A 25,787-nucleotide genomic window follows, 5' to 3' on the forward strand; every position below is an offset into this window, starting at 1 on the left:
TCCAATCTGTGAAAGCGTTGCCGCCGACGAAGGGGCGGAGCAATCCGGCACACCGACACCCCGCATGTTCTCATGGGCGCGCAACTCGACGATCTATCGCCTTGAACGACGGATGCACACCGAGAAGCAGCTCTTCGACGCCATAGCGCGAAAGGCCCGGCAGAAATTCGACGGGATCAGCGAGGCGCAAGTCAAGGCACTGGCCGACTCCGCCGTGAAGTTCGCCTATGACAACAAGGCGCTCGACGACACTGCCTATGCGGAAATCAGCACCCGTTCAGGCATGCGCAGCGGCAAGTCCAAGCGTGCAATCGCGCAGAGGCTGTCGCAGCGAGGCGTCGCCAAAAGCACGGTTGCGTCCGCCGTTGCCGAGGCGGACGACCTGTACGCCGCCCTCGTTCTCGCCCGCAAGCGTGCCTTCGGGCCCTTTCGCAAGGGTGAACTCGACGACAAGCGAAAGGCAAAGGAGCTGTCCGCCTTCGCAAGGGCAGGCTTCAGCTTCGACATTGGCAAGAAGGTTTTCGAGATGCCGGTCGACGAGGCCGAAGAAGCGTTGGCCGCGGGCCGCCATCTCTAACATGGCTATGAGGGCGACAGGTCAGGCTGATAGAGGACCACCCGGTTACGGCCCGCCTGTTTCGCCAGGTAGAGTGCAGCGTCGGCCTGGTTCTGAAGCTTCTCCGGCGCCATGATCTCTTCACCTGGCGCCTGCGCCGCCACGCCGATGCTGAGAGTGACGTAGGGCGATACGCGGGATGCGGGGTTAGGAAGGGAGGCAGCTTCGACGCTCGCCCTGATTCGTTCAGCCGTAGCCAGCGCCGCTTCCTCATCTGCGCCCGGAAGCACCACGAGAAACTCCTCACCGCCATAGCGGGCCACATGGTCGCGGTTTCGCCTGACGCTGCTCTGAATGATCCCAGCAACTTTGACGAGGCAGCGATCTCCCTCGGCGTGACCGAGACGATCATTCAGGTTCTTGAAATCGTCGATGTCGCACATCAGCATGGCGGTGCCCGGCCGCCGCTCCGCGCCTGCGCTCCAGAGACGACTGAGGGTTTCCATCATCCAGCGCCTGTTGGCGATCCCGGTCAGGGGATCGGTCTTTGCAAGGCGCTCCAGCCGGGCATTGGCGTCGGCCAGCTCCGCCACCCGCCGCATGTCGCGAAGTTCGAGAAGGAAGGTCTTCTGGGCCAGGATCGTTATCGTGCGTCGGGCAACGACGGTCGCAATAATACCGCTCGCAAAGAACAGCGTTCCAGCTACGGCGCTGCCCCTCTCAAGCATGGGATTCTGCAACTGAAAGATCAGGTAGAGGCCGAGCGCGAAAGAGGCGACCGCCACCGTCCAGGCCAAAGGAACTGCGAAAATGATGATGGCGGTGATGGCGACGAACAGCATGATGTTAAGGTGCCGTTCATGGAATTCCCCACCCGCGCTCACGCCCACCAGCGCGACCGAAAGGAGGATGAGGAACAGGCCTGCTAGCAGGGACATCCTTTGCAGCCGGACGCCGCGCGGTTTTCGCCAGACATAGGCGGTGGCCAGCGCCGCGGGCGGCAGAATGCAGGCCGGCGGAAGCATCGAAAGCACGACCGCCTTCGGAAGCAGGATCGCGTTGAGACCCAGCGTCAGCACGTCCAGCAAGGTCACCCATATCATCCACGCGCGAATGATCTTGGCCGTACGCGACCACGAACGCTCCTGGAACAGGCGACCGAGCTCACCTCTAAGACGAATGTCACGCGTGCGGCCCGTGAGAAGGCGCTCGACTTCGGCCATGACGGCCGAATTGCGCGGCTGATACCGCATCTCCGGGGAGGCGCTCACGCGACCGGCACCAACTGCGCTTTCCTGAAGCTCCATCCTTGCCCATCTAGGGGAGCACCTCCTGCCGGCAAGATCATCCGTGCATGAACTTCCGAGTTGCAGCGGGGCCGCGGGCTCCTGTGCTGCAAGATCGTGAATACCCGGGCGCGCTCAGGCATTTCCCGCCGTCGTCTTGAAGTCGAATAGCTTTTGAGTGTTCTGGCGCAGAAGGGCCGTGTCATCCCGCTGATCGGCCCGCGCTCGCTTTCCGAGCTCAACCACAGCCTCGACGCTTTCTCAATTGCGCTTTCCCCATGTGACGTCCAGTGGCTGCGAGATGGCGACCCGGGCCGGTCGAGCGCTGCCTGAAGGTCTGCTCGCACTAAAAGCTGGCTTGTATCGGTTCAAGAGCTTGATACGCTCGCTGCAATATTCTAGCGCGTTTCACTGTTTCATTGGACCAGTGAAACGCTCTAACACTCTGAAACTGCGCACTTCTCCCGGTAGTACTTACATAAATCGAGCCGAGCCATGCGAGCGGACAGACAGCAGATTGACGAGGCACTGGCAGCGACAGAATCCATCCGCAGCATCCTTCGAGACGCGCTCCTTGCGGTTTATCTGCATGGATCGGCAGTTTCGGGTGGCTTGCGACCGCAGAGTGACGTCGACCTCCTCGCGATCGTCGACTGCCCCATGGCTGACGAACAGCGTCGTGATCTTCTGGCGGCTTTGCTGCGAATGTCCGGCCGGCATCCCCGTCCGGTCGGGGAGCCCCGCTGCATCGAACTGATGGTGTTTCTGCGGGCAGATATTGCCGCACCGAATTTTCCTGCTCGGGCTGAATTCATCTATGGCGAATGGCTGCGGGACACCTTCGAATGCGGAGGTCTCCCCCTACCTGTGTCCGACCCGGAAAACACGCTTGTGCTGGCCCAGGCGCGACAAGAGGCCGTTCCACTGTTCGGCCCCGATGCAAAGGAGCTTCTGCCCTCGCTTCCGCCGGAACAAATACGCCGCGCAATGCGCGATGCACTCCCCTCATTGGGCGACAGTTTACAGGGGGACGAGCGGAATGTGTTGCTAACCCTTGCGCGCATGTGGCGTACATCGGCCATCGGTGACTTCATCACCAAGGATGCTGCAGCGACATGGGCAGCGAGCCAGATGCCGGACGAGGAAGCTGATATGCTGATCTACGCGCGTGAGGCCTATCTGGGCAAGGTCAAGGACGACTGGCAAGATCGGCAGACTGCTTGCGAGCGGACGGCAGCATTTCTGCGCCAGCGGGTCTCGGAACTCCTGTGACGCTTTGGGGCGGAAGCTGCCAGGAAGCGTCTTCCGCTTAGCAGCGGCAGGAACGCACCATCGCGCTGTATCTGAATCGGCCGCGAGGATTACCTCGCGCATGGGGTGTCGGAATCGCGTTCGGCCGGTCGTCTTGAAGACGGACAAGCGATGGAGAGCAGCATGACTATTACCATTACCGCCTTTGAGCGGTCGCCCGATGGCGGCCAGGGTATGGCGCGTGACATGCGCGTTCGCTGGGCGCTCGAAGAAGTGGGCCAGCCTTACGACGTTCGTCTTCTTTCGTTCAAGGCGATGAAGGAACCCGCGCATCTCGCGCTTCATCCATTCGGGCAGATTCCGACCTATGAAGAAGGCGATCTCGCTTTGTTCGAGTCGGGGGCGATCGTGTTCCATATCGCTGAGCGCCATGCGGGCCTGCTGCCGGACGATGCGCATGCCCGGGCGCGCGCGATCACATGGATGTTTGCCGCCCTCAACACGGTGGAGCCGCCGATCGTCGATCGCGAGGTCGCCGAGTATCTGGAAGGCGACGAGACCTGGTACGAGCGGCGTCTGCCCTTCATCGACGAACGCATCCGCAGGCGGCTGGGCGAACTTTCCGGCCGACTGGGCAATGCGGACTGGATCGACGGAGCGTTCAGCGCCGCTGACCTCCTGATGGTGACGGTGCTGCGGAGATTGGAAGGATCGGGGATACTGGAGGAATATCCGAACCTCTGCCCCTATGTGGCCCGCGGCAAAGCGCGGCCCGCATACAAGCGCGCTTTCGACGCTCAGCTGGCGGTTTTCACCGCCGCACCGACCGGCTGACAAAGGTCCGCGCCGGCCGTTTGATTACAAGCGGCAATGTCCGAGCGAATCCGGGACGTCCCACTTTCCAACGGGCGATCGGGCTTGTATGTTCCCCCTCCGTTCTTAAGGCCGCGGCCGGATATCAAAGAGCTCATCGAGGGGAAGTAAATGGCGACGGCGGCGTATCTGGAGAAACTGAACGAGAGACAGCGCTGCGCCGTCGAATATGGTATCGGAGCAGGAGAAGACGCCCGGACAGGCCCGCTTTTGATCATCGCGGGCGCGGGCTCCGGGAAGACCAACACCCTGGCTCATCGCGTTGCTCACCTGATCGTTAACGGCGCCGATCCGCGCCGCATTCTCCTGATGACCTTCTCGCGAAGGGCCGCGGCCGAGATGTCGCGCCGCGTCGGGCGCATCTGCGCACAGGTGCTCGGTCCCAGTTCCGCAACGACGACCGACGCTCTTTCATGGGCGGGCACATTTCACGGTATCGGCGCACGGCTGCTGAGAATCTATGCCGAACAGATCGGGCTGAATGCGGAGTTCACCATTCACGACCGCGAGGACAGCGCCGACCTGATCAACCTCATGCGGCACGAACTCGGCTTTTCGAAGATGGAAAGCCGGTTTCCGGCCAAGGGCACCTGTCTGGCGATCTATTCGCGGGCAGTCAACGCGGAAATGCCGCTGAACGAAGTGCTCCGCACTTGGTACCCGTGGGTGTCCGGCTGGGAACAGCAGTTGAAGGAGCTGTTTGCCGGCTATGTCGAGGCCAAGCAGGCGCAGAACGTCCTCGACTACGACGACCTGCTTCTCTATTGGGCGCAGATGGTCAGCGATCCCTCCCTGGCCGACGATATCGGCAACCGCTTCGACCATGTCCTCGTCGACGAATATCAGGATACCAACAGACTCCAGTCCTCAGTGCTGCTGGCCCTGAAGCCCGGCGGGCGCGGCCTGACGGTCGTCGGCGACGACGCGCAGTCGATCTACTCGTTCCGGGCGGCGACGGTCCGCAACATTCTGGATTTTCCGAAGCAGTTCTCGCCGCCGGCCGAGATCGTCACGCTCGACCGCAACTACCGTTCGACCCAGCCGATCCTCGCGGCCGCCAACGGGGTCATCGATCTGGCGCGGGAACGCTTCACCAAGAACCTCTGGACGGATCGCGAGTCGGCTGAACGTCCGAAGCTGCTGACGGTGAGGGACGAGGCCGATCAGGCGAACTGCATCGTCGAGCAGGTGCTTGCCAATCGCGAATCCGGAATGCTCCTCAAACAGCAGGCCGTCCTCTTCCGCACCTCGAGCCACAGCGGCCCCCTCGAAGTGGAACTGACCCGCCGCAACATCCCCTTCGTAAAGTTCGGAGGACTGAAGTTCCTCGACAGCGCTCACGTGAAGGACATGCTGGCTGTCCTGCGCTTTGCACAGAACCCCCGTGACCGCGTCGCAGGCTTCCGGCTCCTGCAGATGCTGCCGGGCGTCGGCCCGCAGACCGCAGGCAAGATCCTGGACACGATCGCAACCGACCCCGAGCCGTTGATGGCGCTTGGGGAAGTCCCCGCCCCGCCGAGGAGCGGCTCGGACTGGCTGTCCCTGATCGAGTTGCTGCAGGCCCTGCGCAAACCCGCATGGCCGATGGAAATCGAGATTGCGCGGATATGGTACGAACCGCATCTCGAACGAATACACGAGGATGCCGAAACGCGCCGGGCCGACCTCGTGCAACTCGAGCAGATCGCCGCCGGTTATCAGAGCCGCGAGCGCTTTCTCACCGAGCTGACGCTCGATCCGCCGGACGCGACGAGCGACCAGGCCGGCGTACCGCTGCTCGACGAGGACTATCTGATCCTGTCGACCATCCATTCGGCCAAGGGGCAGGAATGGCGCTCCGTCTTCATGCTCAACGTCGTCGACGGTTGCATTCCGTCAGATCTGGCCACAGGCACCAGCCACGAGCTGGAAGAGGAGCGGCGACTTCTCTATGTCGGCATGACGCGCGCCAAGGACAGTTTGACGCTGATGGTGCCGCAACGCTTCTTCACCGGCGGTCAGCACGCGCAGGGTGACCGCCATGTCTACGCGAGCCGCACACGCTTTATCCCCGCGACATTGCTTCAGTTCTTCGAGAGCGCAACCTGGCCCGTCGCCAGCCCCAATGCCTCCGAGCGCAGCGCAAAGCAGATCCGCATCGATGTCGCGGCCCGGATGCGCACCATGTGGCAGTAGAGTTCAGCAATGCGTGATGGTCATCGCACTGGCTGTCCTCTGGCGGCGCTTCGCAGGGGTTCCTAGTAGAGGAAATAAGGAAATGCTCGACGGACCGCGCCGAATTCCCGCGATGCATTGTCCTGTACTCCCCTATTGCCCACCGTCGGTCTCGGCAACGGCACATTGGGACGGGACCGACAGACCGAAACTCCCAATCCGTACGATGTCCTGCTATGGTGGTTGTACCAGCGTCGCCGAGTCGAGTTGGTGCGTTTGAGGCGCCGATCATACTGCGGCAAGCACAGGGCGAGGTTGATAGTGCCAGGGATTGTGTTGGTCTGCCTGCTTTCCGCCGCACTCATCATCGTGACAAGCGCCACTCATTTTGAAATCATGACCGGCGTAGCGATCCTGCGTCGACGCAAGGTGCTTTCCAAACGAGCTGAAATGGTCGTTTTTCTCGGGTCGGCCTTTATGGCTCACCTCTTCGGCGTCGGCCTTTACGCTCTGGCCTTTGCCTGGATGCATTATCATCCCGAGTTCGGCTCACTCGAAGGACTGTCGGGCTCAAACGCCACAGACTTCTTCTATTTCTCGCTGACCTGCTACAGTACAATGGGCTTCGGCGATGTCTACGCGACAGGCGACATGCGAATTCTCGCCGGTCTGGAAGGTTTGAACGGGCTCGTTCTGATTGCCTGGTCGGCGTCGTTTACTTTCATTGCTGTGGAACGCATCTGGCGCGACGACCGGAAGTAACAGCGGGCCCAAAGATCCGGATGATGAGCCGCGCCGCGTCAATTATCGATTGCGATGATTTGGCAGCCGCATAAAGAAAATATAAGGAGTTCGGGCCGAGCGTGATCATGACCTTCGACGCTGCGCCGGAAGCGTCGGCTATCGCCACCGCCTTATATGCTCGATCAAAGCTCGCATCTTTGGTGCCATGTTGCGGCGCTGAGGGAAATAAAGAAAGAAGCCGGGGAACGGCGGCAGGAAATCCTGCAGCAGCGGAACAAGGTCACCGGTTTCCACGAACGGGCGGAAGGTTTCTTCCGTTGCGAAGGTGATCCCGGCCCCGCAGAGTGCCGAGCGGAGCATGAAGCGCAGGTCATTGGTGGTGATCTGGGGCTCGACCGCCACATCGAAGGGAACACCATTCTCCTCGAATTCCCACCTGTAGGGCGCGACATTCGGCGCTCGCCGCCAGCCTATGCAGCGATGATGGACGAGCTCACGCGGGTGCGCCGGCGTGCCGTGGACTGCAAGATAGGCGGGGGCGGCAACGGCCAGCTCGCGCTGATCGCCCGTCAGCGGCACCGCGATCATGTCCTGCTCGATCACCTCGCCAAGCCTGACGCCCGCGTCGAACCCGGCGGCCACGATGTCGAACTCCTCGTCCGTGACGGTGATGTCTATCGTCACCTTCGGATGGGTCTGAGCAAAGGAAGCGATGAGCGGACCGGAAAGGAATTGCTCGGCGATCGAGGTGACGGCGATCCGCAAAAGACCGCGGGGCTCATCCTCACCCGCTACCCGATCGAGCGCCGCCCCAATATCCGACAAGGGCTGCGACAGAGCCTCGCGCAGACGCTCCCCCGCTCCGGTCAGGCGAACTGAACGCGTGGTGCGGGTGACGAGCGTCGTTCCAAAGGCATCTTCGAGCCGCCGAACTCCCTGGCTGACAGCCGAGCGGGTCACACCGAGGCGATCCGCGGCAGCGCGGAAGTTGTCCTCCTCCGCGACGGCCAGGAAGAGCGGCAGAAGGTTCATGTCTATTTTCATTGTAGAGTACTGCTAACCATTGAGTTCAGTGATCGATGGATACCGGCGACAGTCATTGAAGTCCATCTTCTCCGTGCAAATCAAAGGACGGAGTACAACATGGACAAGGTCATTCTGATCACGGGCGCCTCCAGCGGCATCGGCGAGGGCATCGCTCGGGAGCTTGGCGCCGCGGGTGCGAAAATATTGCTGGGTGCACGCCGCCAGGCCCGTATCGAGGCCGTCGCCGCGGAGATTCGAGACGCAGGAGGAACCGCCCAGGCGCAGGTACTGGACGTGACCGACCGTCACTCCGTGGCGGCCTTTGCGCAGGCCGCGGTCGACAGATGGGGACGCATCGACGTTCTGGTGAACAATGCCGGCGTCATGCCGCTCTCGCCGCTTGCCGCCGTCAAGCTGGACGAGTGGGAGTGCATGATCAACGTGAACATAAAGGGCGTGCTTTGGGGCATCGCGGCCGTATTGCCGATCATGGAGGCACAGCGCAGCGGGCAGATCATCAATATCGGCTCTATCGGAGCGCTGTCGGTCGTACCCACAGCCGCGGTCTATTGCGCAACGAAGTTCGCAGTCCGCGCGATATCGGACGGGCTGCGCCAGGAGAGTACCAATGTCCGCGTCACCTGCGTCAATCCCGGCGTCGTCGAGAGCGAACTTGCTGCAACCATCACCCACAAGGAGACCGTGGCGGCAATGGACGCCTATCGCGCCATCGCGCTTCAGCCCGCCGACATAGCCCGTGCGGTCCGGCAGGTGATCGAGGCTCCGCAGAGCGTGGACACCACCGAGATCACGATCAGGCCGACCGCATCGAGCAATTGAACCGGCGCGAACCGTTCCCGGGACGCTTTCCCGCGTCCCCCTGACGAAAGGGATATTCCATGATCTTTTCCTTATTGACAGATCGCCTCGCCGGCGGCGGCCGCAAGCTGCTGATCGCTTCGACCTTGATGACCGCCGCACTCCTGAGCCAATCCGTAAAAGCCGAGGAATCCGAAATGCAGACCAATCACCCCTATGTCGGCCTTTGGGTCACAGAAGACAGTTACATCCGCCACGAGCTCCTGCCGAACGGTCGCTATGTCGAGGCCCGCGGTACGCGTGAACGGGCCTATGAGGGACGCTACCAAGTGACGGGCACGCATATCGATTATTGGGACGATACCGGCTTTACAGCGGATGGAAATTTTATCGACGGCGTTCTGCATCACGGCGGTATGATCTTCTATCGCGGGAGCCGGACGGGCAAACCATGAGCGCTCAGGATGTCGAGAATTCAGGCGTATCCTACCCAGCCCCTGAAGGTCATCGCCGCATAGAACAGGCGAACATCCGAGAAGCCCGCCTTGCGAAGCACCGCCTCGTCCTCCTCGGGCGAGAGAACCGATAACTTCGTCGCGATCGCCTGCCTTGCACTTTCAGCATCGCCGGAGGCTGTTCCGCCGAACGCGACGTGACGGGCGATCCAGGTCGAGCGCTCGGGTTCCGATTGCGGGAAACTGATATGCGCGACGACGAACGGAGCGCCTGGCACCAGGCGGCGGCGAATCTGTTCGAGTGTGTCGAGGCGATGAGGGCGATCAACAAAGTGGAGCGTGAGCAGGCAGACCGCCGCGTCGAACGGCCCCTCCGGTGCCTCGTCTATGTAGCCCTGCTGCAGATGGACACGCGGCAGATGGGGCCCCACCGTCTGTTCTGCGACGCGAAGCATGTCCGCCGACGGGTCGATGCCGCAAAAACGCCAACCTGAATTGTCGTCGGCTAGCGCTTTGAGCTCCATGCCGCCGCCGGCGCCGAGCACCAGAACCCGCGCCTGCGCCGGTGCACGTTCCGCGACCAACATCGATGTCATGCGATGCAGAGCGGCCAGCCCCGGTACTTTTCTCAACGTCCCTTCGACGTAGGAACTGGCGTGGGCGGCGGTAAAAGCTGGACTATCGACGCTCGGAGATTTCATCGTGCGGTTCTCCCAAATCATGTAACAATGTTTGTTACATGATTTGCCTTTCGTCAAGTCACCTCTGCCTGTGAAGGCGCCTGATCCAGTACCGCCATTCATCAATCGGTTCACAGGCATTATCGGCATCGCGATGGTAGTCACACGCGCTCTCCGCCCTAACTCACTTGTGAATGCGCCGGCGGGATCAATTCCCGCGCTCGGTTGTTGCGCGTTCGCGGCTTAGCCGCTTCGTCCTAGACCTTTCATCATCAAGACATGGAGCTGGATATGCAAAGTCCTGGCGCACTTGAAATCTCGCGGCGCGACCTGCTCGCCGCCTCGGCCGCTACCGTGACAGTGGTGAGCGCACACTCGCTCGGTCACGCGCAGACCAATGTCTCCACCGCACCCCAGAGCACGAAGGTCACTTTCACGGTGAACGGAGAACGCCGGGAGCTTCAGCTCGATAACCGCACGTCCCTCCTCGACGCGCTGCGCGAGCATCTGCATTTGACGGGCACCAAGAAGGGATGCGATCACGGTCAGTGCGGAGCGTGCACGGTTCTCATCGACGGTCGCCGAGTCAACTCTTGCCTGACGCTCGCCGTCATGCACGAGGGCGACAGCATCACCACGCTCGAGGGATTGGGGCAGCCCGAAAACCTCCATCCGATGCAGGCCGCCTTTGTCCAGCACGACGGATTCCAGTGCGGCTACTGCACGCCCGGCCAGATCTGTTCCTCCGTTGCCATGCTCGATGAAATCAAGGCCAATATTCCAAGCCATGTGACGGTGGATCTTACGGCGCCGGCCGAAATAACGCCCGTCGAGATCCGCGAGCGCATGAGCGGCAACATCTGTCGTTGCGGCGCCTATTCGAACATCGTCGAAGCCATCACCGAAGTCGCGGGGAGGAAGGCATGAGAGCTTTCAGCTACGAACGCGTCTCGTCGGTCGAGGCCGCGGCCCGGGCCGCTGCCACCACGGATGGCGCGAAATTCATCGCCGGCGGCACCAATCTCCTGGATCTGATGAAGCTGGAGATCGAGACACCGACACATCTGGTCGATGTCAACGGACTGGCACTGGACAGGATCGAAGCAACACCGGAAGGGGGGCTGCGTATCGGTGCCCTCGTCCGCAATACGGATCTTGCCGCCGACGAACGGGTCCGCCGCGATTACGCCCTTCTGTCGCGCGCCCTGCTCGCAGGGGCATCGGGACAATTGCGCAACAGGGCGACGACGGCCGGCAACCTGCTTCAACGCACCCGCTGTCCGTATTTCTACGATACCAACCAGCCGTGCAACAAAAGGCAGCCGGGCAGCGGCTGCTCGGCGCTGGCCGGCTTCAGCCGCCAGCTTGCGGTGGTTGGCGCCAGCGATGCGTGCATCGCCAGCCATCCGAGCGACATGGCGGTCGCCATGCGCGCCCTCGACGCCGTCGTGGAGACCGTGCGAGCCGACGGCACGACGCGCAGCATCCCGATCGCCGATCTCCATCGCCTGCCGGGGGACACGCCGCATATCGAACATGTCCTCGAGCGGGGCGAATTGATCACCGCGGTCGTCCTGCCGAAGCCGGCCGGCGGCAAGCAGATCTATCGCAAGGTTCGCGACCGGGCCTCCTACGCATTTGCGCTCGTCTCCGTCGGCGCCGTCGTGCAGCCGGACGGAACCGGCCATGTCGCGCTCGGCGGCATCGCGCCGAAACCATGGCGTGACGAGGCGGCCGACAAGGAGATGGCGAACGGAGCAAAGGCGGTCGCCGCCAAGCTTCTTGCCGGCGCCCGCCCGACTGAACAGAACGCCTTCAAGCTCACGCTCGTGGAACGCGCGCTGAGCGCCGTCCTCGTCGAAGCGAAGGGATAAGACAATGAAATTCGATACACCAGCAACGACGAACCCGATCGACCGGGGCAAGGTAATCGGCAAGCCCATCCCCCGCATCGACGGTCCGCTCAAGACCACCGGCAAAGCAATTTATGCCTATGAGTGGCATGATCCGAATAACCGCTATGCCTATGGCTATATCGTCGGTTCGGCAATCGCCAAGGGCCGGATCAGGTCGATGGATGTCGCCGCCGCGAGAAATGCTCCCGGTGTGATCGCGGTCGTCACCACCGATGGCGTCGGGGAACTGAAGAAGGGTAAATACAACACCGCCAAGCTCTTCGGTGGCACCGAGATCCAGCACTACCACCAGGCCATCGCCGTCGTGGTCGCCGAAACATTCGAGGAGGCCCGCGCCGCCGCGGCGCTCGTCAAGGTCGATTATGCCGAGGAAAAAGGCGCTTTCGATCTGGCCGCGGCCAAGGACAGCGCCGTCAAGCCGGAAGGCGAAGAAGACTCCGGAGCGGGCGACTTCGATGCCGCCTTCGAGGCAGCTCCCGTCAAGCTCGACCAGGTCTATACCACCCCGGACCAGTCGCATGCCATGATGGAGCCGCACGCTTCCATTGCCGCGTGGAGCGGCGACGACCTGACGGTCTGGACATCGAGCCAGATGATCGACTGGTGGCGGACCGATCTCGCGACGACGCTTGGGATCGACAAGGACAGGGTGCATCTCATGTCGCCGTTCATCGGCGGAGGCTTCGGGGTGAAGCTGTTCCTGCGCGCGGATGCGGTGTTGGCCGCGCTTGCCGCACGTGAAGCCAAGCGCCCCGTTAAGGTCGCCCTCCCCCGCCCTTTCCTGATGAACAACACCACGCATCGCCCAGCGACGATTCAGAGGATCCGGATCGGTGCAGGACGCGACGGCAAGATCACGGCGATCGCGCATGAAAGCTGGTCCGGTGACCTTCCGGGCGGTGGTCCCGAAGTGGCCGTCCAGCAGACTCGTCTACTTTATGCCGGAGCGAACCGGATGACCGCCATGCGGCTTGCCACCCTCGATCTTCCCGAAGGAAACGCGATGCGCGCTCCCGGCGAGGCGCCAGGCATGATGGCTCTGGAGATCGCCATCGACGAGATGGCCGAGAGGCTGGGTCTCGACCCCGTCGAATTCCGCATCATCAACGACACCCAGGTCGATCCGGAGAATCCCGAACGGCCCTTCTCGCAGCGCAATCTCGTCGGCTGCCTGCGCACGGGCGCGGAGCGCTTCGGCTGGCAAGACCGGAGCAAGCAACCCGGTGCTCGGCGCGAAGGAAACTGGCTGATCGGCATGGGAGTGGCGGCGGCGTTTCGCAACAATCTTGTGCTGAAATCGGGGGCCCGCGTCCGGCTCGACCGCGAGGGCATCGTCACGGTCGAGACCGATATGACCGATATCGGTACGGGCAGTTACACGATCATCGCCCAGACGGCGGCTGAAATGCTCGGTGTGCCGATCGAGAAGGTCGCCGTCAGCCTGGGAGACTCGCGCTTCCCTGTTTCCTCGGGTTCCGGCGGGCAGTTCGGAGGAAACTGCTCCACGGCCGGCGTATACGCCGCCTGCGCCAAGCTGCGGGAAGCCGTGGCGCAGAAGCTCGGCTTCAACACCACCGACGACCTTGTCTTCGCAGACGGGGAAGTCCGGTCGGGCGACCGCCGAATGCCGCTCGCGCAAGCTGCCGGCGATGAGGGGCTCGTCGCTGAGGATCTCATCGAATTCGGCGACCTCACCAAAACCCATCAGCAATCCACCTTCGGAGCTCATTTCGTCGAGGTCGCAGTCGACGTTGCGACAGGAGAGACACGGATCCGGCGAATGCTGGCGGTCTGCGCCGCCGGCCGGATCCTCAATCCGATCACGGCACGCAGCCAGGTGATCGGCGCGATGACAATGGGGGTCGGCGGCGCGCTGACCGAGGAACTCGTCGTCGACAAGGAGCGTGGCTTCTTCGTCAATCACGATCTCGCCGCCTACGAGGTGCCGGTGCACGCCGACATCCCGCACCAGGAGGTCGTCTTCCTGGAAGAGACGGATCCGATGTCCTCGCCGATGAAGGCCAAGGGTATTGCCGAGCTCGGGATCTGCGGTGTCGCGGCAGCTGTCGCGAACGCCATCTACAATGCGACCGGCATAAGGGTACGGGAGTATCCGATCACGCTCGACAAGCTGATCGAGAAGCTTCCGGAAGTCAGCTAGAACATGCCAAGGGCATCTACCCCGCGTAACTTTACGGCTAAGCAAGCATGGGAGGTTCGGATAGGATAGACAGCGCTATAGCGAGAGGAAATGATGCCAGCGGAGCCGGAGGAAGATGAAAGGAGTGGAGGGGCACCTGCCTCCTCCACTTTTGCTCGCGTGCGGAAAATCATCCATATCGACATGGACGCATTTTATGCTTCGGTGGAGCAGCGCGACAATCCGGAGCTTCGAGGCAAACCGGTCGCAGTCGGGTATCCGGAGGCGCGCGGCGTGGTCGCGGCCGCGAGCTACGAGGCTCGCAAATTCGGCGTTCACTCGGCTATGCCGTCGGTGACGGCCAAGCGCAAATGTCCGGAGCTGATCTTCGTTCCGCACCGCTTCGACGTCTACCGGGCCGTCTCGCGGCAGATTCACGCGATCTTTGCCGAATACACGCCGCTGATCGAACCTTTGTCGCTGGATGAAGCCTATCTCGACGTTACCGAGAACCGGAAAGGCATGCAGCTCGCAACCGAGGTCGCGGAACAGATACGCGCCAGGATCCGGGCCGAGACGCAGCTCACCGCATCCGCCGGCGTATCCTACAACAAGTTCCTTGCGAAGATCGCTTCGGACCAGCGCAAGCCCGATGGGCTGTTCGTCATCACGCCGAAGCACGGCCCAGATTTCGTGCAGGCGCTTCCCGTCAAGAAATTTCACGGCGTCGGACCCGCGACGGCGGAGAAGATGAAACGGCTCGGCATCGAAACCGGCGCCGACCTCAAATCCCGTGATCTCGCCTTCCTGCAACAGCACTTCGGCAAGTCGGGGCCGTATTTTTACTGGATCGCCCGCGGCATCGACGAGCGTGAGGTCAAGCCCGACCGCATCCGGAAATCGATCGGCGCCGAGGATACGTTTCGAGAGGATGTTCATGATCTTGAGGCGGCCCGCGCGGGCCTCAAGCCTTTGATCGACAAGGTCTGGCACTATTGTGAAGCCAGCGGCATTCGCGGCAAGACCGTGACACTGAAGGTGAAGTGGGCAGATTTCACGCAGATCACCCGAAGCAAGACCATCGTTGCGCCGATTGCGAGCGCCGCCGAAATGGGCGAGATCGTGGACCTGCTGCTGTCACCGATCTTTCCCGCCGCCAAAGGCATTCGATTGCTCGGGGTGACGCTCTCGTCTCTCGATCCCGTGGCCGATCGGATCGGGCCGCAGCTCGCCCTGGCGCTTTGAAGCTGCGGCCTGACAGAAACGAAAAAGCCTGCCGCGGGAGGAAGTGCGACAGTCCAGCCAAGTAAAAATCAAATCCGAGAGCTGCAGAGAAAAACACCCATGCGTATCGGAAAAAGAAAATATTGAGGAGGGGGATTCAGTGAGAAAGAAAAATCTCGAGGCGTTTACAAAACTTCCCTCAGTGCCCCGGAATCTCTTCAGGAATAACTGAGCAAATCTTGGTTTCGCCATATTTATGGCCCAACAGTTAATGGCTACTCATTGACGGGCTTGGCTCCAAGATCCTACCCCATCTCTCCGATCATCGATCGACTCCATAGAGGCGCAAAGCTTTCTCTGCTGCTGATGGAGAATATGGCGGCACTTGTTCGTGCTGCCATGGAGTCGAACCTGCTCCGCGGGCTCTGAGCGAGCCTTGCACAAATCACGCTTCCGAAGGAAGCGGGTGGTCCGTTCGCCAAACCGTCTCGATTCCAGACAGCTCACCGGGAGGAAACCAATGAAATCCTATGTTGAAAGCTTCGGATACCAATTCAATCCCGTCGATTTCGCGATCAGGTCGACGCCAGCACTCTGCATTGGAATGATCGTCTTTATTACTCTTTACGACGTGATCTGGTGAATGGCTTCGGCAAATGCGTCCGCATCCCAAGCGGCCGCAAACCGGACACACTTTTCCTCATCCCGCTCTAGCCCGAGCCACGCCTGAAATAGCTAGGAACGGCCGGTGAACATGGCGGAATGATACCCCGCTAATAACCCCTCCGCGGCAGCGACGGCATGGTATAATGCCGGCTCGTTACAACGCCTCGAACATCGTTACCCAGGTTCAACCATCGTTGCAGGAACTGCTGCATCGGTGGCTCGTTCTCACTTTGTGTGGAGTGGAGTACGTTCGAATGACTGGATGGAATTATCAGGAACCGGAACATCACGCCTCAACGGGACTGCCCGTAAGCATTCTGCTGTTGTCGGTCCTCGGAATATCAGCCTATCTGCTGGTCGGGGGTTCCTTGAGTGGTGGAGAGCGCGCCGGCTCCAAAGTCTATCTGCCTGTCGCGCAAACACAGGTTCGTTGAGGAAAGGCTGTTGGAGATCCCGGTCGGCCGGACCGGTGAGAGCCGTCGGCTGCCGCCGAAGAGGCAGCACCGGTTTTCGTCAGTCGGGCTTATCCGTGAATTAGTTCTCGGTTAGTCGGTTGGAGTTCCCGCCGAACCGGATGTGCTGGAACAACGAGGTCTCCGGGAGAGTTCCTCGGCGTGGCAACGAACCTGGTAAATCTTCATGCGTATCGTCATTGTAGTTATAGTCGCCTCAATTGTCAGCATCCTTGCTTTCAAATACGTCAACAATTCCTTGTGGAATGCACCCATAGCGGCCACGGCCGAAGAACTGTCCGAAGGTTAACGGACCATCGCGGTCTCAGTTACGGACCGCAAGGGTTTTCGAGAGATTTTGTGGCCCATATATGCGAGAGTCGCAGCGCGTCACGCAAACAGGGCGGCGGCAACATGTCTCAATCCAGGATTTGCAAGGGATGCTGGGAGCAGATGCGTATTCCGGTGCCCCTGCGCGGGCCGGCTTCCATTCCCTTCCGCGCCTTTGGCATCCGCCCGAGCCGAATGAACCCGAATACCTGCACGATCTGCGAACTCATGTTCACGCGCGTGATGAAAGCCCGCAAGATCACCGTTGACGTCTCCGTGCTTTTTGCAGATCTGCGAGGCTATACGGCGCTTTCGCAGTCGCTTTCGGCCGATAGTGTTTCGTCGCTGCTGGATGATTTCTACGATGAATGTGCCGCGGCGATTTGGGAGTTCGACGGCCTTCTCAACAAGACGGTCGGGGACGCGATCATGGCAATCTTCAACTTTCCGATTCCCCACCCGGATCACGCCGAGCGCGCCGTACTTGCCGCACGGGAGATCCAGCGCCGATGCCAATTGCGCCGTGAGGTTCGCCTGGCGGAGGGTGCCGGCCTGGACGGAAGTGAGCTCGGTGTCGGCATCGGCATCGACACCGGTGAGGCCAGCTTCGGAGAGTTCGGCCGATCCCACCGCGACCTGACCGCTATCGGAACGGTTGTGAATACTGCCGCTCGGGCCCAGTCCGCCGCCGAGGCGGGGCGAATCCTGGTGACCAAAGCCGTTTGCGAGCGCGCGCAGAGCCAAACGGCGGCCAGCGAGGGCCGAAAATACTCTCTCAAGGGCTTTGAGAGGCCGATCGAACTTTATGCAATCTGAAAAAACCGGGGTTCAGAAATACCCGGTAAGTTCGAGCGTCTGATAACCGGCCAGCAGCGTGATCAAAGATCCGACGAGCCGCAGAAGCGTTTTCTCTCGCAGTGCCTTGACCACCCATCCTGCAAAGGGCGCGGCAAGCACGCCGCCCGCGATCAGCCCGCCGATGGATGTAAGATGGTCGCGGAAATCGCCAGCCTGTTCCCAGTGACCGGTTAGAACCGTGGCCAGGAAGCTCAGAGACACTGAAAGTGCGATCAGAAACTCACTCGCATTGACGGTCCCGATGACGAAGCGCGGCTGTCCGCCTGCGCCGAGCAGACCGGTGGTGGCGACGGGCCCCCATCCGCCGCCGCCCGCGGCATCCAGAAACCCCGCGGTTGCGCCGAGCGGTGCCACGATCCTCAGCTTGACCGGGTTTGTGGGAATGCGATGAAGGAGCGGTAAAGCAGCCAGGCTCCGATCACTGCAAGATAGGCCGTGACGAAAGGCTTGACCTGATCTCCGTCAAACGAGGTCACGACGAAGGCACCCAGCATTCCACCGGCGATGCCGAATGGAATGAGCCGCCAGAACAGCTTCCAATCGATGTTGCGGTGATAGAGATGACCCGATCCGGAAGCGGCAGTGGTGAACAATTCCGCCGCATGGGCTGACGCCGACGCCTGGGCAGGCGGCACGCCAAAGGCAAGAAGCACCGTCGAGCAGATGACGCCGTAGGCCATCCCGAGAGCGCCATCGATCACCTGTGCGAGAAAGCCGACCAATGCGAACAGGATGAATTCTTCCATGGACAGCTCCGGGTTAGGGGACTCGACCGCGCCCCGCACAAGGAAGCCTCACATGTGCAGCGGCACACGGAGGCTTCCTGTTTCACTTCAGTCTCTGCTTCTTGGCAAGGTGGAAAACGAACGCACATGGGGCTTGTTCCGCGAGGCCCGTAGCTCGAGCGGCTCAGGGCATCGATGACCGTCATCCGCGATCCCCTGAAAAGTCGCCCATTGCCGCTTTTCTATTCACCCGCACTGCTTGACAAAGCTTTGTACAAAATAAAGATTCTACCAATTGGTAAAAATGGGGAACACCATCCATGGCAAGAGATCTGATGATGAGCCGGCGCAATGTGCTTGCGTCGGGCTTGGCGCTTGGCGTGAGCGCTTTTGCGCCGGGCGTGCGCGCCAGCACGCCGGTTAAGGTTGCCGGTATTCACGCCTCCCCTGTCGAAAACGCCTGGAACTCGGTCCTGCACAAGGCGCTGCAGGATGCGGCCTCGGAAGGCGTGATCGAATACGTCTTCTCCGAAGGCGTTTCCGGCACGGACTATCCCCGCGCGATGCGCGAATATGCCGAGCAGGGTGCAAAGCTCATCATCGGCGAAGCCTATGCCGTTGAAAAGCAGGCCCGCGAAGTCGCCGCAGACTATCCGGAGACCGCCTTCGTCCTCGGCTCGAGCGGCAAGGAATCGGGCGACAATTTCGGCGTTTTCGGCACCTGGAACCACGACGGTGCCTATCTTGCCGGCATGCTCGCCGGCAAGATAACGAAGTCGAACGTCGTCGGCTCCGTCGGCGCCATGCCGATCCCGGAAGTCAACATGCTGATCAACGCCTTCGCTGCGGGCGTGAAGGCCGTCAATCCCGATGCCAAGCACCTCGTCACCTTCATCGGTACCTTCTTCGACCCGCCGAAGGCGCGCGAAGCGGGCCTCGCCCAGATCGACGCCGGCGCCGACATTCTCTTCGGCGAGCGCATCGGCACCGCCGATGCAGCGAAGGAACGCGGGCTCAAATCCGTGGGTTCGCTGATCGACTACACGCCGCGCTATCCCGACACGGTCTTCGCCAACGCGCTCTGGGGCTTCCGCCCTATCCTCAACGCGGCAATTGCCGACGTCTCCGCCGGCAAGCCGGTCGGCAAGGACTACACAGCCTTCGGCCTGCTCAAGGAAGGCGGCAGCGACATTGCCTATGTCAAGGGCGTCGCCCCGGCGGATGCCGAAGCGGCGATGGAAGCAAAGCGCGCCGAGATCAAATCCGGCGCCTTCGAGGTTCCGCGCATCACGGGCGAGCCGAAGTAGTCGGCTTGTCTATGGCAGGCGATGCAATCTCTCTGGGTGAGGCGATCCGAACGGGCCGCCTCACCGCTTCCGAAGCGATGGAAGCATCCCTTGCGGCGGCCGGCCGATCGGCAGAAATAGGCGCAATCGTCCATCTCGACCCGACGCTCGGACGAACGGCCGCCGAACATGCGGACGCCCGCCTGCGCCACTTGCCTGGCGGCGGGCAGGCCGCACCGTTTCTCGGCGTCCCGAGCCTTGCCAAGGATCTGGGCGGCCCCTTCGCCGGCCTTCCGGTTGCTGCCGGATCGAACATGCTCGAGCGCCGTGCCGCCGTCTCGGAAGACAGCGAACTGGCAGCGCGGCTCCGCGGAGCAGGCCTTTGCTTCTTTGGACTGACCACGGTGCCCGAAATGGGCCTGTCGCTCGCAAGCGAACCTGCGGCCGGGCCGATCTGCCGCAACCCCCTCGATCCTGGCCGGACGCCCGGCGGCTCTTCCGGCGGGGCCGCGGCTGCCGTTGCCGCCGGCATCGTGGCGATCGCCCATGCGACCGATGCGGGCGGGTCGATCCGCGTCCCCGCGGCATGTTGCGGTCTCTTCGGCCTCAAGGCGAGCCGGGGTGCGATCGCGGCTGGACCATCCTTCGGCAATCATCTCGGCGGCATTGCCGGTGAGCTTGCGCTGTGCCGCTCCGTCCGTGATCTGGCGGCGATCTTCGACGCGGCAGCCGGACGCGCCAGGGGGCCGTTTGCCGATCCGTGGTTCGCCCCCTCCCCGTCCGGCCCCTTACGTGTCGGCCTTCTTCTCGAGACCGGCGGCCAATACCCGACCGAACCGGCGCGCAGCGAGGCCGTCGAAGAGGCAGCGCGGGCGCTGGAGCGAGACGGCCACAGCATCGTTGCGATGCGTTGGGACGCGTTCGCTGCGGGCATTGCCGCGAGCGGTCGGGTCCTGCGCGACATCGTCGCCGTCAACCTCGCCAATTTCGTCGTTTCCGCCGGTCTCGATGCCGGACGCGCCGAACGGCTGACGCAGGCTTTTGTCAGCCATGGGACGCGACTCGAGGCGACCGCGCTCTGGGCGACGCTTGACGACGCCGTCCATGCGAGCCATGCGGTCTGGTCGCTTTTCGACTACGTAGACTGTATCCTGACGCCCATGCTTGCATCGGCACCCCTTCCTATCGGATCCTTTCCTTTCGACCACGACGATATCGACCTTCAGATTCGCCGCATGACGGCGTTTGCGCCACTTGCCGCACTCGCCAATGCCACCGGTTTTCCGGCCCTCACGCTCCCATTCGGCGCGGATGAAGCCGGATTGCCGCTGCCGGTGCAGATCCTGGCGCCCATGGGCGGCGACCGCCTCCTCATCGAGCTTGCGGCGCGCCTGGAAAGAGAGGGCCGCTGGCAGCACCGTTTCGCCGTCGCGGGAATTCCGGAATGAGCGAAGCCATTCTCGACATTTGCAGCGTCAGCAAGCGCTTCGGCGACAATCTCGCCAATGACGACATCTCGCTGAGCCTCGGAAAGGGCGAGATCGTCGCCCTCCTCGGCGAAAACGGCGCCGGCAAGACCACGCTGATGAGCATCCTGTTCGGCCATTATGTGCCCGATAGCGGCAAGGTGCTGGTCGAGGGACGCGAACTCCCTGCGGGCAAGCCACGCGCGGCGATCCGCGCCGGAATCGGCATGGTGCATCAGCATTTCTCGCTTGCCCCCAACCTGACGGTGCTGGAAAACGTCATGGCTGGCACGGAACGCCTCTGGCAGCTGCGATCCGGGACCGGCGCGGCGCGGCGGAAACTGCGCGGCATTTGCCAGCGGTTCGGTCTGACGGTGGAGCCGGACGCGCGCGTCGGCGACCTCTCGGTCGGCGAGCAGCAGCGCGTCGAGATCCTGAAGGCGCTCTACAACGATGCGCATATCCTGGTGCTCGACGAGCCGACGGCGGTGCTGACGAATCTGGAGGCCGAGCGGCTGTTCTCGACACTGAAGGACATGGCGCGCGAAGGGCTTTCGCTGATCTTCATTTCGCACAAGCTAGACGAGGTCATGGCCGCGGCCGACAGGATCGTCGTGCTGCGCGGCGGCCGCAAGGTGGCCGAGCGTCTTGCGAAAGAGACGAACAAGGCGGAGCTTGCCGAACTGATGGTCGGCCGCAAGGTGGCCCGGCCCGTGCGCGAGCCTTCGACGCCCGGCGAGGTGGTGCTTGATGTCGCGGATGTGAGCGTCAGCATCGACGGGGTGGAACGGCTGAAGTCCATCGATTTCAGCCTCCGCGCGGGCGAGATTCTCGGCATTATCGGAGTTTCCGGCAACGGCCAGACGACGCTGGCGCATCTCCTGTCGGGTACGGTCAGGCGCGACAAGGGCGAACTCCTGCTGTTCGGCGAGCCGATCGGCGACCTTACGGTTGACGGCGCCGTCCGGGCTGGGATCGGCCGCATTCCGGAAGATCGCAACAAAGAAGGCGCGATCGGCGAAATGGCCATTTGGGAGAACGCCGTTCTCGAGCGCCTGCCGCGATTTTCGCGCTACGGCCTCGTCGATCGGCCGTCCGGCCAGGCATTCGCCGGCCAGATCATCGATGCCTTCGACGTGCGCGGCGGCCGGCCGACGACACGCACGCGGCTGCTCTCGGGCGGCAACATGCAGAAACTCATCCTCGGGCGCAATCTGATCGACCGACCGCGCATCCTGCTTGCGGCGCAGCCGGCGCGCGGGCTCGACGAGGGGGCTGTCGCCGCGGTGCACGAGCGGCTGCTCGAAGCGCGGCGCGCGGGAACCGCGGTGCTCCTCATCTCCGAGGACCTGGAAGAAGTCATGGCGCTTGCCGACCGCATTCAGGCCATCGTCAACGGTCGGCTTTCGCCTCCAGCCGCCGCCGACAGCGCCAGTGCCACGAAACTCGGCCTGATGATGGCCGGCGAATGGAATGAAGAGCACGAGGTTCCGCATGCGTTTTGAACGACGCGAACATCGTTCGCTCGCCCTGGTGATCGCGACACCCGTGCTTGCGATCCTTTGCGCGCTGGCGTTGGCCGGCCTGCTCATCGCTCTCGCCGGTGCCCCGGTCATGGAGGCCTATTGGCGCATTCTCGTCGGGGCCTTCGGCTCGCGGCTTTCGGCGACCGAAACCTTGACCCGCGCAAGCCCGCTCATTCTAACGGGCCTTGCCGCGGCGGTCGCGTTCCGGGCGAGGCTCTGGAACATCGGCGCCGAGGGTCAGTTCTATCTCGGAGCGATTGCCGTCGCCGCGGCCAGTTCGCACCTTTTCGGCGGTCTCCCCTCGCCCCTGCAGATTCCGCTGCTTCTCGTCGTCGGCGCGGCAGCCGGCATCGTCCTGCTGCTCGTGCCGCTTTGGCTGAGGCTGCGCTTTTCCGTCGACGAGGTCGTGACCACGCTTCTCCTCAATTTCGTCGCCGTGCTCTTCGTCTCCATGCTGATCGACGGCCCGCTCAAGGACCCGATGGGCTTCGGATGGCCGCAGTCGCAACCGGTCGCCGACGCGGCGGTCCTGCCAAAGCTTTTCGCCCGGTCCCGCCTCCATATCGGACTGATGATCGCACTCGTCCTCGCCGTCGCCGTCCATCTCGTTCAGTCGCGCACGGTGTTCGGCATGCAGTCGCGAGCAGCCGGCCTCAATCCGGCCGGGGCGGTGTTCGCCGGCGTGCCGCTCGGCCGTACCCTGGTGACGGTGGCCTGCATTTCAGGCGGGCTCGCGGGCCTTGCGGGGGCTATCGAAGTCATGGGCGTGCAGGGCTATGTGACGACGGACCTGTCGCCGGGTTACGGCTATTCCGGCATCGTCGTCGCCATGCTCGCCAATCTCCACCCCCTGGGCGTGGTGCTTGCCGCCCTGTTCACGGCGGTCATGTTCGTCGGGGCCGACGGGATGAGCCGCAGCATGGGTATCCCCTCCTACATAGCCGATGTCACGGTGGCCCTGTCGCTGATCAGCATGCTGACCGGGGTCTTCTTCACCCAGTACAGGATTCGCCGATGAACGCCGTCATCGACATTTTCGCTTCCGCCGGCCTCTGGGCGGCCGTCCTGCGCATCGCCACGCCGCTGATCCTCGGCACGCTCGGCGCGCTCCTGTGCGAGCGCTCGGGCGTCCTGAATCTCGGCATCGAGGGCATCATGACCTTCGGCGCGATGATCGGCTGGCTTACGGTCTATAACGGCGCCGACCTGTGGACGGGCATTCTCGTCGCGGGCCTCTCCGGCGGGATCTTCGGCCTCCTGCATGCGGGCCTGACAGTCACGCTCGGATTGTCGCAGCATGTGTCCGGCCTCGGGGTGACGCTTTTCGCCTCGAGCTTCAGCTACTACGTCTTCCGTCTGTTGGTACCGGTCGCGGGTACGCCGCCGACGATCGAGCCGTTCCAGCCGATCGACGTGCCGGTGCTGTCGTCCCTCCCCTTCCTGGGTCCGGCGCTCTTCACGCAGACGCCGCCGACCTATGCGGCGATCCTGCTGGCGCTGGCGCTCGGCTACATGCTTTTCCGTACGCCGCTAGGCCTGGCGATCCGCATGACGGGGGAAAATCCGCACGCCGCCGAGGCGCAAGGCATCAACCCGATGGCGATCCGCTTTGGTTCCGTCGTCGTCGGGAGCGCGCTGATGGGCATCGGCGGCGCCTTCCTGACGCTCTCGGCCTTCAACAGCTTCTTCCCGACCATGGTGCAGGGGCGGGGCTGGATCTGCATAGCGCTCGTCGTCTTCGCCTCCTGGCGGCCCGGCCGCGCCCTCGTCGGAGCGCTGCTGTTTGCACTGTTCGACGGCTTCCAACTGCGCCTGCAGACGCGGCTGAGCGGCGTCGTCCCCTATCAGATCTTCCTGATGATTCCCTATCTGATGTCGATCGCAGCGCTGGCGCTCATGGCCCGGCGCGCCCGCGTTCCGCAGGCGCTGATGCAACCCTACCGGCGCGGCGAGCGCTAAACCCGAAGGACTGACCCATGTTCGACCTGATCATCCGCAATGCGAACCTGCCGGACGGCCGGCAGGGCTTTGATATCGGCCTTGCCGGCGGCAAGATCGCCGCCATCGAGAAGTCGATAGCCACGACCGCCGGCGAGGAGATCGACGCGTCCGGCCGCCTGGTCAGCCCGCCCTTCTGCGATCCCCATTTCCACATGGATGCGACGCTGTCACTCGGTTTGCCGCGCATGAACGTCTCCGGCACGCTGCTCGAAGGCATCGCGCTCTGGGGCGAGCTGCGGCCGCTGCTGACGAAGGAAGCCCTCGTCGAACGAGCGCTTCGCTATTGCGACCTCGCCGTGACCCAGGGCCTTCTCTATATTCGCAGCCACGTGGACACGTCCGATCCGCGCCTCGTGACGGCCGAAGCGCTGCTCGAGGTCAAGGAAAAGGTCGCACCCTATATCGATCTGCAGCTCGTCGCCTTCCCGCAGGACGGATATTACCGCGCGCCCGATGGCGTCTCCTCGCTCGAGCGCGCGCTCGATATGGGCATCGGCATCGTTGGCGGCATTCCTCACTTCGAGCGCACGATGGAAGACGGCGCCCGCTCCGTCGAGGCGCTGTGCCGGATCGCCGCCGACCGCGGCCTGCCGGTCGACATGCATTGTGACGAAACCGACGATCCGTTGTCGCGCCACATCGAGACGCTCGCCGCCCAGACGGTGCGGTTCGGGCTCAAGGGGCGCGTGGCAGGTTCGCATCTCACCTCGATGCATTCGATGGACAACTACTATGTCTCGAAGCTCATCCCGCTGATGGCCGAGGCGGAGATCAACGTGATCCCCAATCCGCTGATCAACATCATGCTTCAGGGCCGCCACGACACCTATCCGAAGCGGCGAGGCATGACGCGGGTGCGCGAGCTGATGGCGGCCGGCCTCAACGTCTCCTTCGGACACGACTGCGTCATGGACCCCTGGTACTCGATGGGCTCCGGCGACATGCTGGAGGTCGGCCATATGGCGATCCATGTCGCGCAGATGGCCGGCATTGACGACAAGCGGAAGATCTTCGACGCGCTCACCGTCAATTCGGCAAAGACCATGGGGCTCGAAGGTTACGGCCTCGAGACCGGCTGCAAGGCCGACCTGGTCGTGCTGCAGGCCGCCGACGTGACCGAGGCGTTGAGGCTGAAACCGAACCGGTTGTTCGTCATCAAGGCAGGCAAGGTCATCGCGAAAACCGCGCCGCGCGTCGGCGAGCTTTTCCTCGCCGGGCGTCCCGCCTCGATCGACATGGCACGCGACTACGTTCCCCCGGTGCTGCAGCGCTGATCCCATGCCGCTGAAGCGGGCCACGGAACTGTTGAGAAAAATGAGGTCCGGTGACGGGAAGTTCCGTATAGTCGTGGCA

Annotated in this window: 22 protein-coding genes and 1 pseudogene; 19 read left to right on the forward strand and 4 right to left on the reverse strand. The window is 62.7% G+C overall.

The genetic code is table 11. From position 1 onward, the window contains the following. Nucleotides 1–4 precede the first annotated feature (4 nt). Entirely contained in the window at nucleotides 5–577 is a 573-nt protein-coding gene (recX, locus tag CN933_RS18085; protein ID WP_280951599.1) for a recombination regulator RecX, read from the forward strand. 5 nt (nucleotides 578–582) lie between these two features. On the opposite strand, the gene CN933_RS18090 is transcribed toward recX, so the two are convergent. Next, nucleotides 583–1,863: a GGDEF domain-containing protein gene (locus CN933_RS18090; RefSeq protein WP_522954413.1), complete on the reverse strand. Its 1,281-nt coding sequence runs from the start codon at nucleotides 1,861–1,863 to the stop codon at nucleotides 583–585. A gap of 474 nt (nucleotides 1,864–2,337) precedes the next feature. Between CN933_RS18090 and CN933_RS18095 the strand changes: the two genes are divergently transcribed. The 4 genes from CN933_RS18095 to CN933_RS18110 all read left to right on the forward strand — a co-directional run bounded on the left by CN933_RS18095 (nucleotide 2,338) and on the right by CN933_RS18110 (nucleotide 6,882). Beyond that, complete coding sequence (locus tag CN933_RS18095) at nucleotides 2,338–3,114, forward strand: aminoglycoside adenylyltransferase family protein (protein WP_102761981.1); 777 nt, start codon at nucleotides 2,338–2,340, stop codon at nucleotides 3,112–3,114. Nucleotides 3,115–3,276: 162 nt separating this feature from the next. Continuing rightward, on the forward strand, nucleotides 3,277–3,927 hold the full coding sequence (locus CN933_RS18100; protein WP_102762193.1) for a glutathione S-transferase family protein: 651 nt from the start codon (nucleotides 3,277–3,279) through the stop codon (nucleotides 3,925–3,927). Nucleotides 3,928–4,077: 150 nt separating this feature from the next. After that, complete coding sequence (locus CN933_RS18105) at nucleotides 4,078–6,141, forward strand: ATP-dependent helicase (RefSeq protein ID WP_102761982.1); 2,064 nt, start codon at nucleotides 4,078–4,080, stop codon at nucleotides 6,139–6,141. Between the two features lie 300 nt (nucleotides 6,142–6,441). Next, the gene (locus CN933_RS18110; RefSeq protein ID WP_180980734.1) at nucleotides 6,442–6,882 is read left to right on the forward strand and encodes an ion channel; all 441 of its coding nucleotides are present in this window, start codon (nucleotides 6,442–6,444) and stop codon (nucleotides 6,880–6,882) included. 138 nt (nucleotides 6,883–7,020) lie between these two features. Here CN933_RS18110 and CN933_RS18115 read toward each other — a convergent pair whose 3' ends face one another. Next, nucleotides 7,021–7,908 (reverse strand): LysR family transcriptional regulator, encoded by an 888-nt coding sequence (locus tag CN933_RS18115; RefSeq protein WP_102761984.1) that lies wholly within the window; start codon nucleotides 7,906–7,908, stop codon nucleotides 7,021–7,023. Nucleotides 7,909–8,007: 99 nt separating this feature from the next. Here CN933_RS18115 and CN933_RS18120 point away from each other — a divergent pair, with 99 nt between their 5' ends. Continuing rightward, nucleotides 8,008–8,730: an SDR family oxidoreductase gene (locus CN933_RS18120; RefSeq protein WP_102761985.1), complete on the forward strand. Its 723-nt coding sequence runs from the start codon at nucleotides 8,008–8,010 to the stop codon at nucleotides 8,728–8,730. A gap of 59 nt (nucleotides 8,731–8,789) precedes the next feature. Continuing rightward, nucleotides 8,790–9,164 (forward strand): Atu4866 domain-containing protein, encoded by a 375-nt coding sequence (locus CN933_RS18125; protein WP_245425087.1) that lies wholly within the window; start codon nucleotides 8,790–8,792, stop codon nucleotides 9,162–9,164. A 20-nt stretch (nucleotides 9,165–9,184) separates the two neighbouring features. Here CN933_RS18125 and CN933_RS18130 read toward each other — a convergent pair whose 3' ends face one another. Further along, a complete protein-coding gene (locus CN933_RS18130; RefSeq protein WP_102761986.1) occupies nucleotides 9,185–9,865 on the reverse strand; it encodes a class I SAM-dependent methyltransferase in 681 nt (226 codons plus the stop codon). Between the two features lie 270 nt (nucleotides 9,866–10,135). Here CN933_RS18130 and paoA point away from each other — a divergent pair, with 270 nt between their 5' ends. The 6 genes from paoA (at nucleotide 10,136) to CN933_RS18160 (ending at nucleotide 17,388) form a co-directional block, all read left to right on the forward strand. Beyond that, on the forward strand, nucleotides 10,136–10,771 hold the full coding sequence (gene paoA / locus CN933_RS18135; RefSeq protein ID WP_522954414.1) for an aldehyde dehydrogenase iron-sulfur subunit PaoA: 636 nt from the start codon (nucleotides 10,136–10,138) through the stop codon (nucleotides 10,769–10,771). Next, complete coding sequence (locus tag CN933_RS18140; RefSeq protein ID WP_102761988.1) at nucleotides 10,768–11,718, forward strand: FAD binding domain-containing protein; 951 nt, start codon at nucleotides 10,768–10,770, stop codon at nucleotides 11,716–11,718. The genes paoA and CN933_RS18140 overlap by 4 nt, the downstream gene beginning before the upstream one ends. Before the next feature lie 4 nt (nucleotides 11,719–11,722). Next, a complete protein-coding gene (gene paoC / locus CN933_RS18145; protein WP_102761989.1) occupies nucleotides 11,723–13,921 on the forward strand; it encodes an aldehyde oxidoreductase molybdenum-binding subunit PaoC in 2,199 nt (732 codons plus the stop codon). Between the two features lie 90 nt (nucleotides 13,922–14,011). After that, nucleotides 14,012–15,145, forward strand: coding sequence for a DNA polymerase IV (gene dinB, locus CN933_RS18150; protein WP_522954415.1), 1,134 nt, complete (start codon nucleotides 14,012–14,014; stop codon nucleotides 15,143–15,145). 499 nt (nucleotides 15,146–15,644) lie between these two features. Continuing rightward, entirely contained in the window at nucleotides 15,645–15,767 is a 123-nt protein-coding gene (locus CN933_RS32250) for a hypothetical protein (protein ID WP_018096561.1), read from the forward strand. An 889-nt stretch (nucleotides 15,768–16,656) separates the two neighbouring features. Further along, the gene (locus CN933_RS18160) at nucleotides 16,657–17,388 is read left to right on the forward strand and encodes an adenylate/guanylate cyclase domain-containing protein (RefSeq protein ID WP_180980758.1); all 732 of its coding nucleotides are present in this window, start codon (nucleotides 16,657–16,659) and stop codon (nucleotides 17,386–17,388) included. Between the two features lie 12 nt (nucleotides 17,389–17,400). On the opposite strand, the pseudogene CN933_RS18165 reads toward CN933_RS18160, so the two are convergent. Then, a pseudogene (locus CN933_RS18165) lies at nucleotides 17,401–18,176 on the reverse strand (sulfite exporter TauE/SafE family protein). A 299-nt stretch (nucleotides 18,177–18,475) separates the two neighbouring features. On the opposite strand from CN933_RS18165, the gene CN933_RS18170 reads away from it, so the two are divergent. From CN933_RS18170 to CN933_RS18195, 6 genes are read left to right on the forward strand one after another with little or no spacing between them, the layout of a single operon-like run. After that, nucleotides 18,476–19,462 carry a BMP family protein gene (locus tag CN933_RS18170; protein ID WP_102761991.1) on the forward strand — a complete coding sequence of 329 codons (987 nt, stop codon included), beginning with the start codon at nucleotides 18,476–18,478 and terminating at the stop codon, nucleotides 19,460–19,462. Between the two features lie 11 nt (nucleotides 19,463–19,473). Beyond that, entirely contained in the window at nucleotides 19,474–20,889 is a 1,416-nt protein-coding gene (locus tag CN933_RS18175; RefSeq protein WP_102761992.1) for an amidase, read from the forward strand. After that, nucleotides 20,886–22,412 (forward strand): ABC transporter ATP-binding protein, encoded by a 1,527-nt coding sequence (locus CN933_RS18180; protein WP_102761993.1) that lies wholly within the window; start codon nucleotides 20,886–20,888, stop codon nucleotides 22,410–22,412. Before CN933_RS18175 ends, CN933_RS18180 begins: the two co-directional genes overlap by 4 nt. Next, on the forward strand, nucleotides 22,402–23,451 hold the full coding sequence (locus CN933_RS18185; protein ID WP_102761994.1) for an ABC transporter permease: 1,050 nt from the start codon (nucleotides 22,402–22,404) through the stop codon (nucleotides 23,449–23,451). The genes CN933_RS18180 and CN933_RS18185 overlap by 11 nt, the downstream gene beginning before the upstream one ends. Continuing rightward, a complete protein-coding gene (locus CN933_RS18190) occupies nucleotides 23,448–24,392 on the forward strand; it encodes an ABC transporter permease (protein WP_100674095.1) in 945 nt (314 codons plus the stop codon). The genes CN933_RS18185 and CN933_RS18190 overlap by 4 nt, the downstream gene beginning before the upstream one ends. 17 nt (nucleotides 24,393–24,409) lie before the next feature. Further along, nucleotides 24,410–25,708, forward strand: a complete 1,299-nt coding sequence (locus tag CN933_RS18195; protein WP_102761995.1) for an amidohydrolase family protein — start codon at nucleotides 24,410–24,412, stop codon at nucleotides 25,706–25,708. The last annotated feature ends 79 nt before the right edge of the window (nucleotides 25,709–25,787 follow it).

The organism is Sinorhizobium sp. M4_45 (genome assembly GCF_002885915.1).
Lineage (GTDB): Bacteria > Pseudomonadota > Alphaproteobacteria > Rhizobiales > Rhizobiaceae > Sinorhizobium > Sinorhizobium meliloti_A.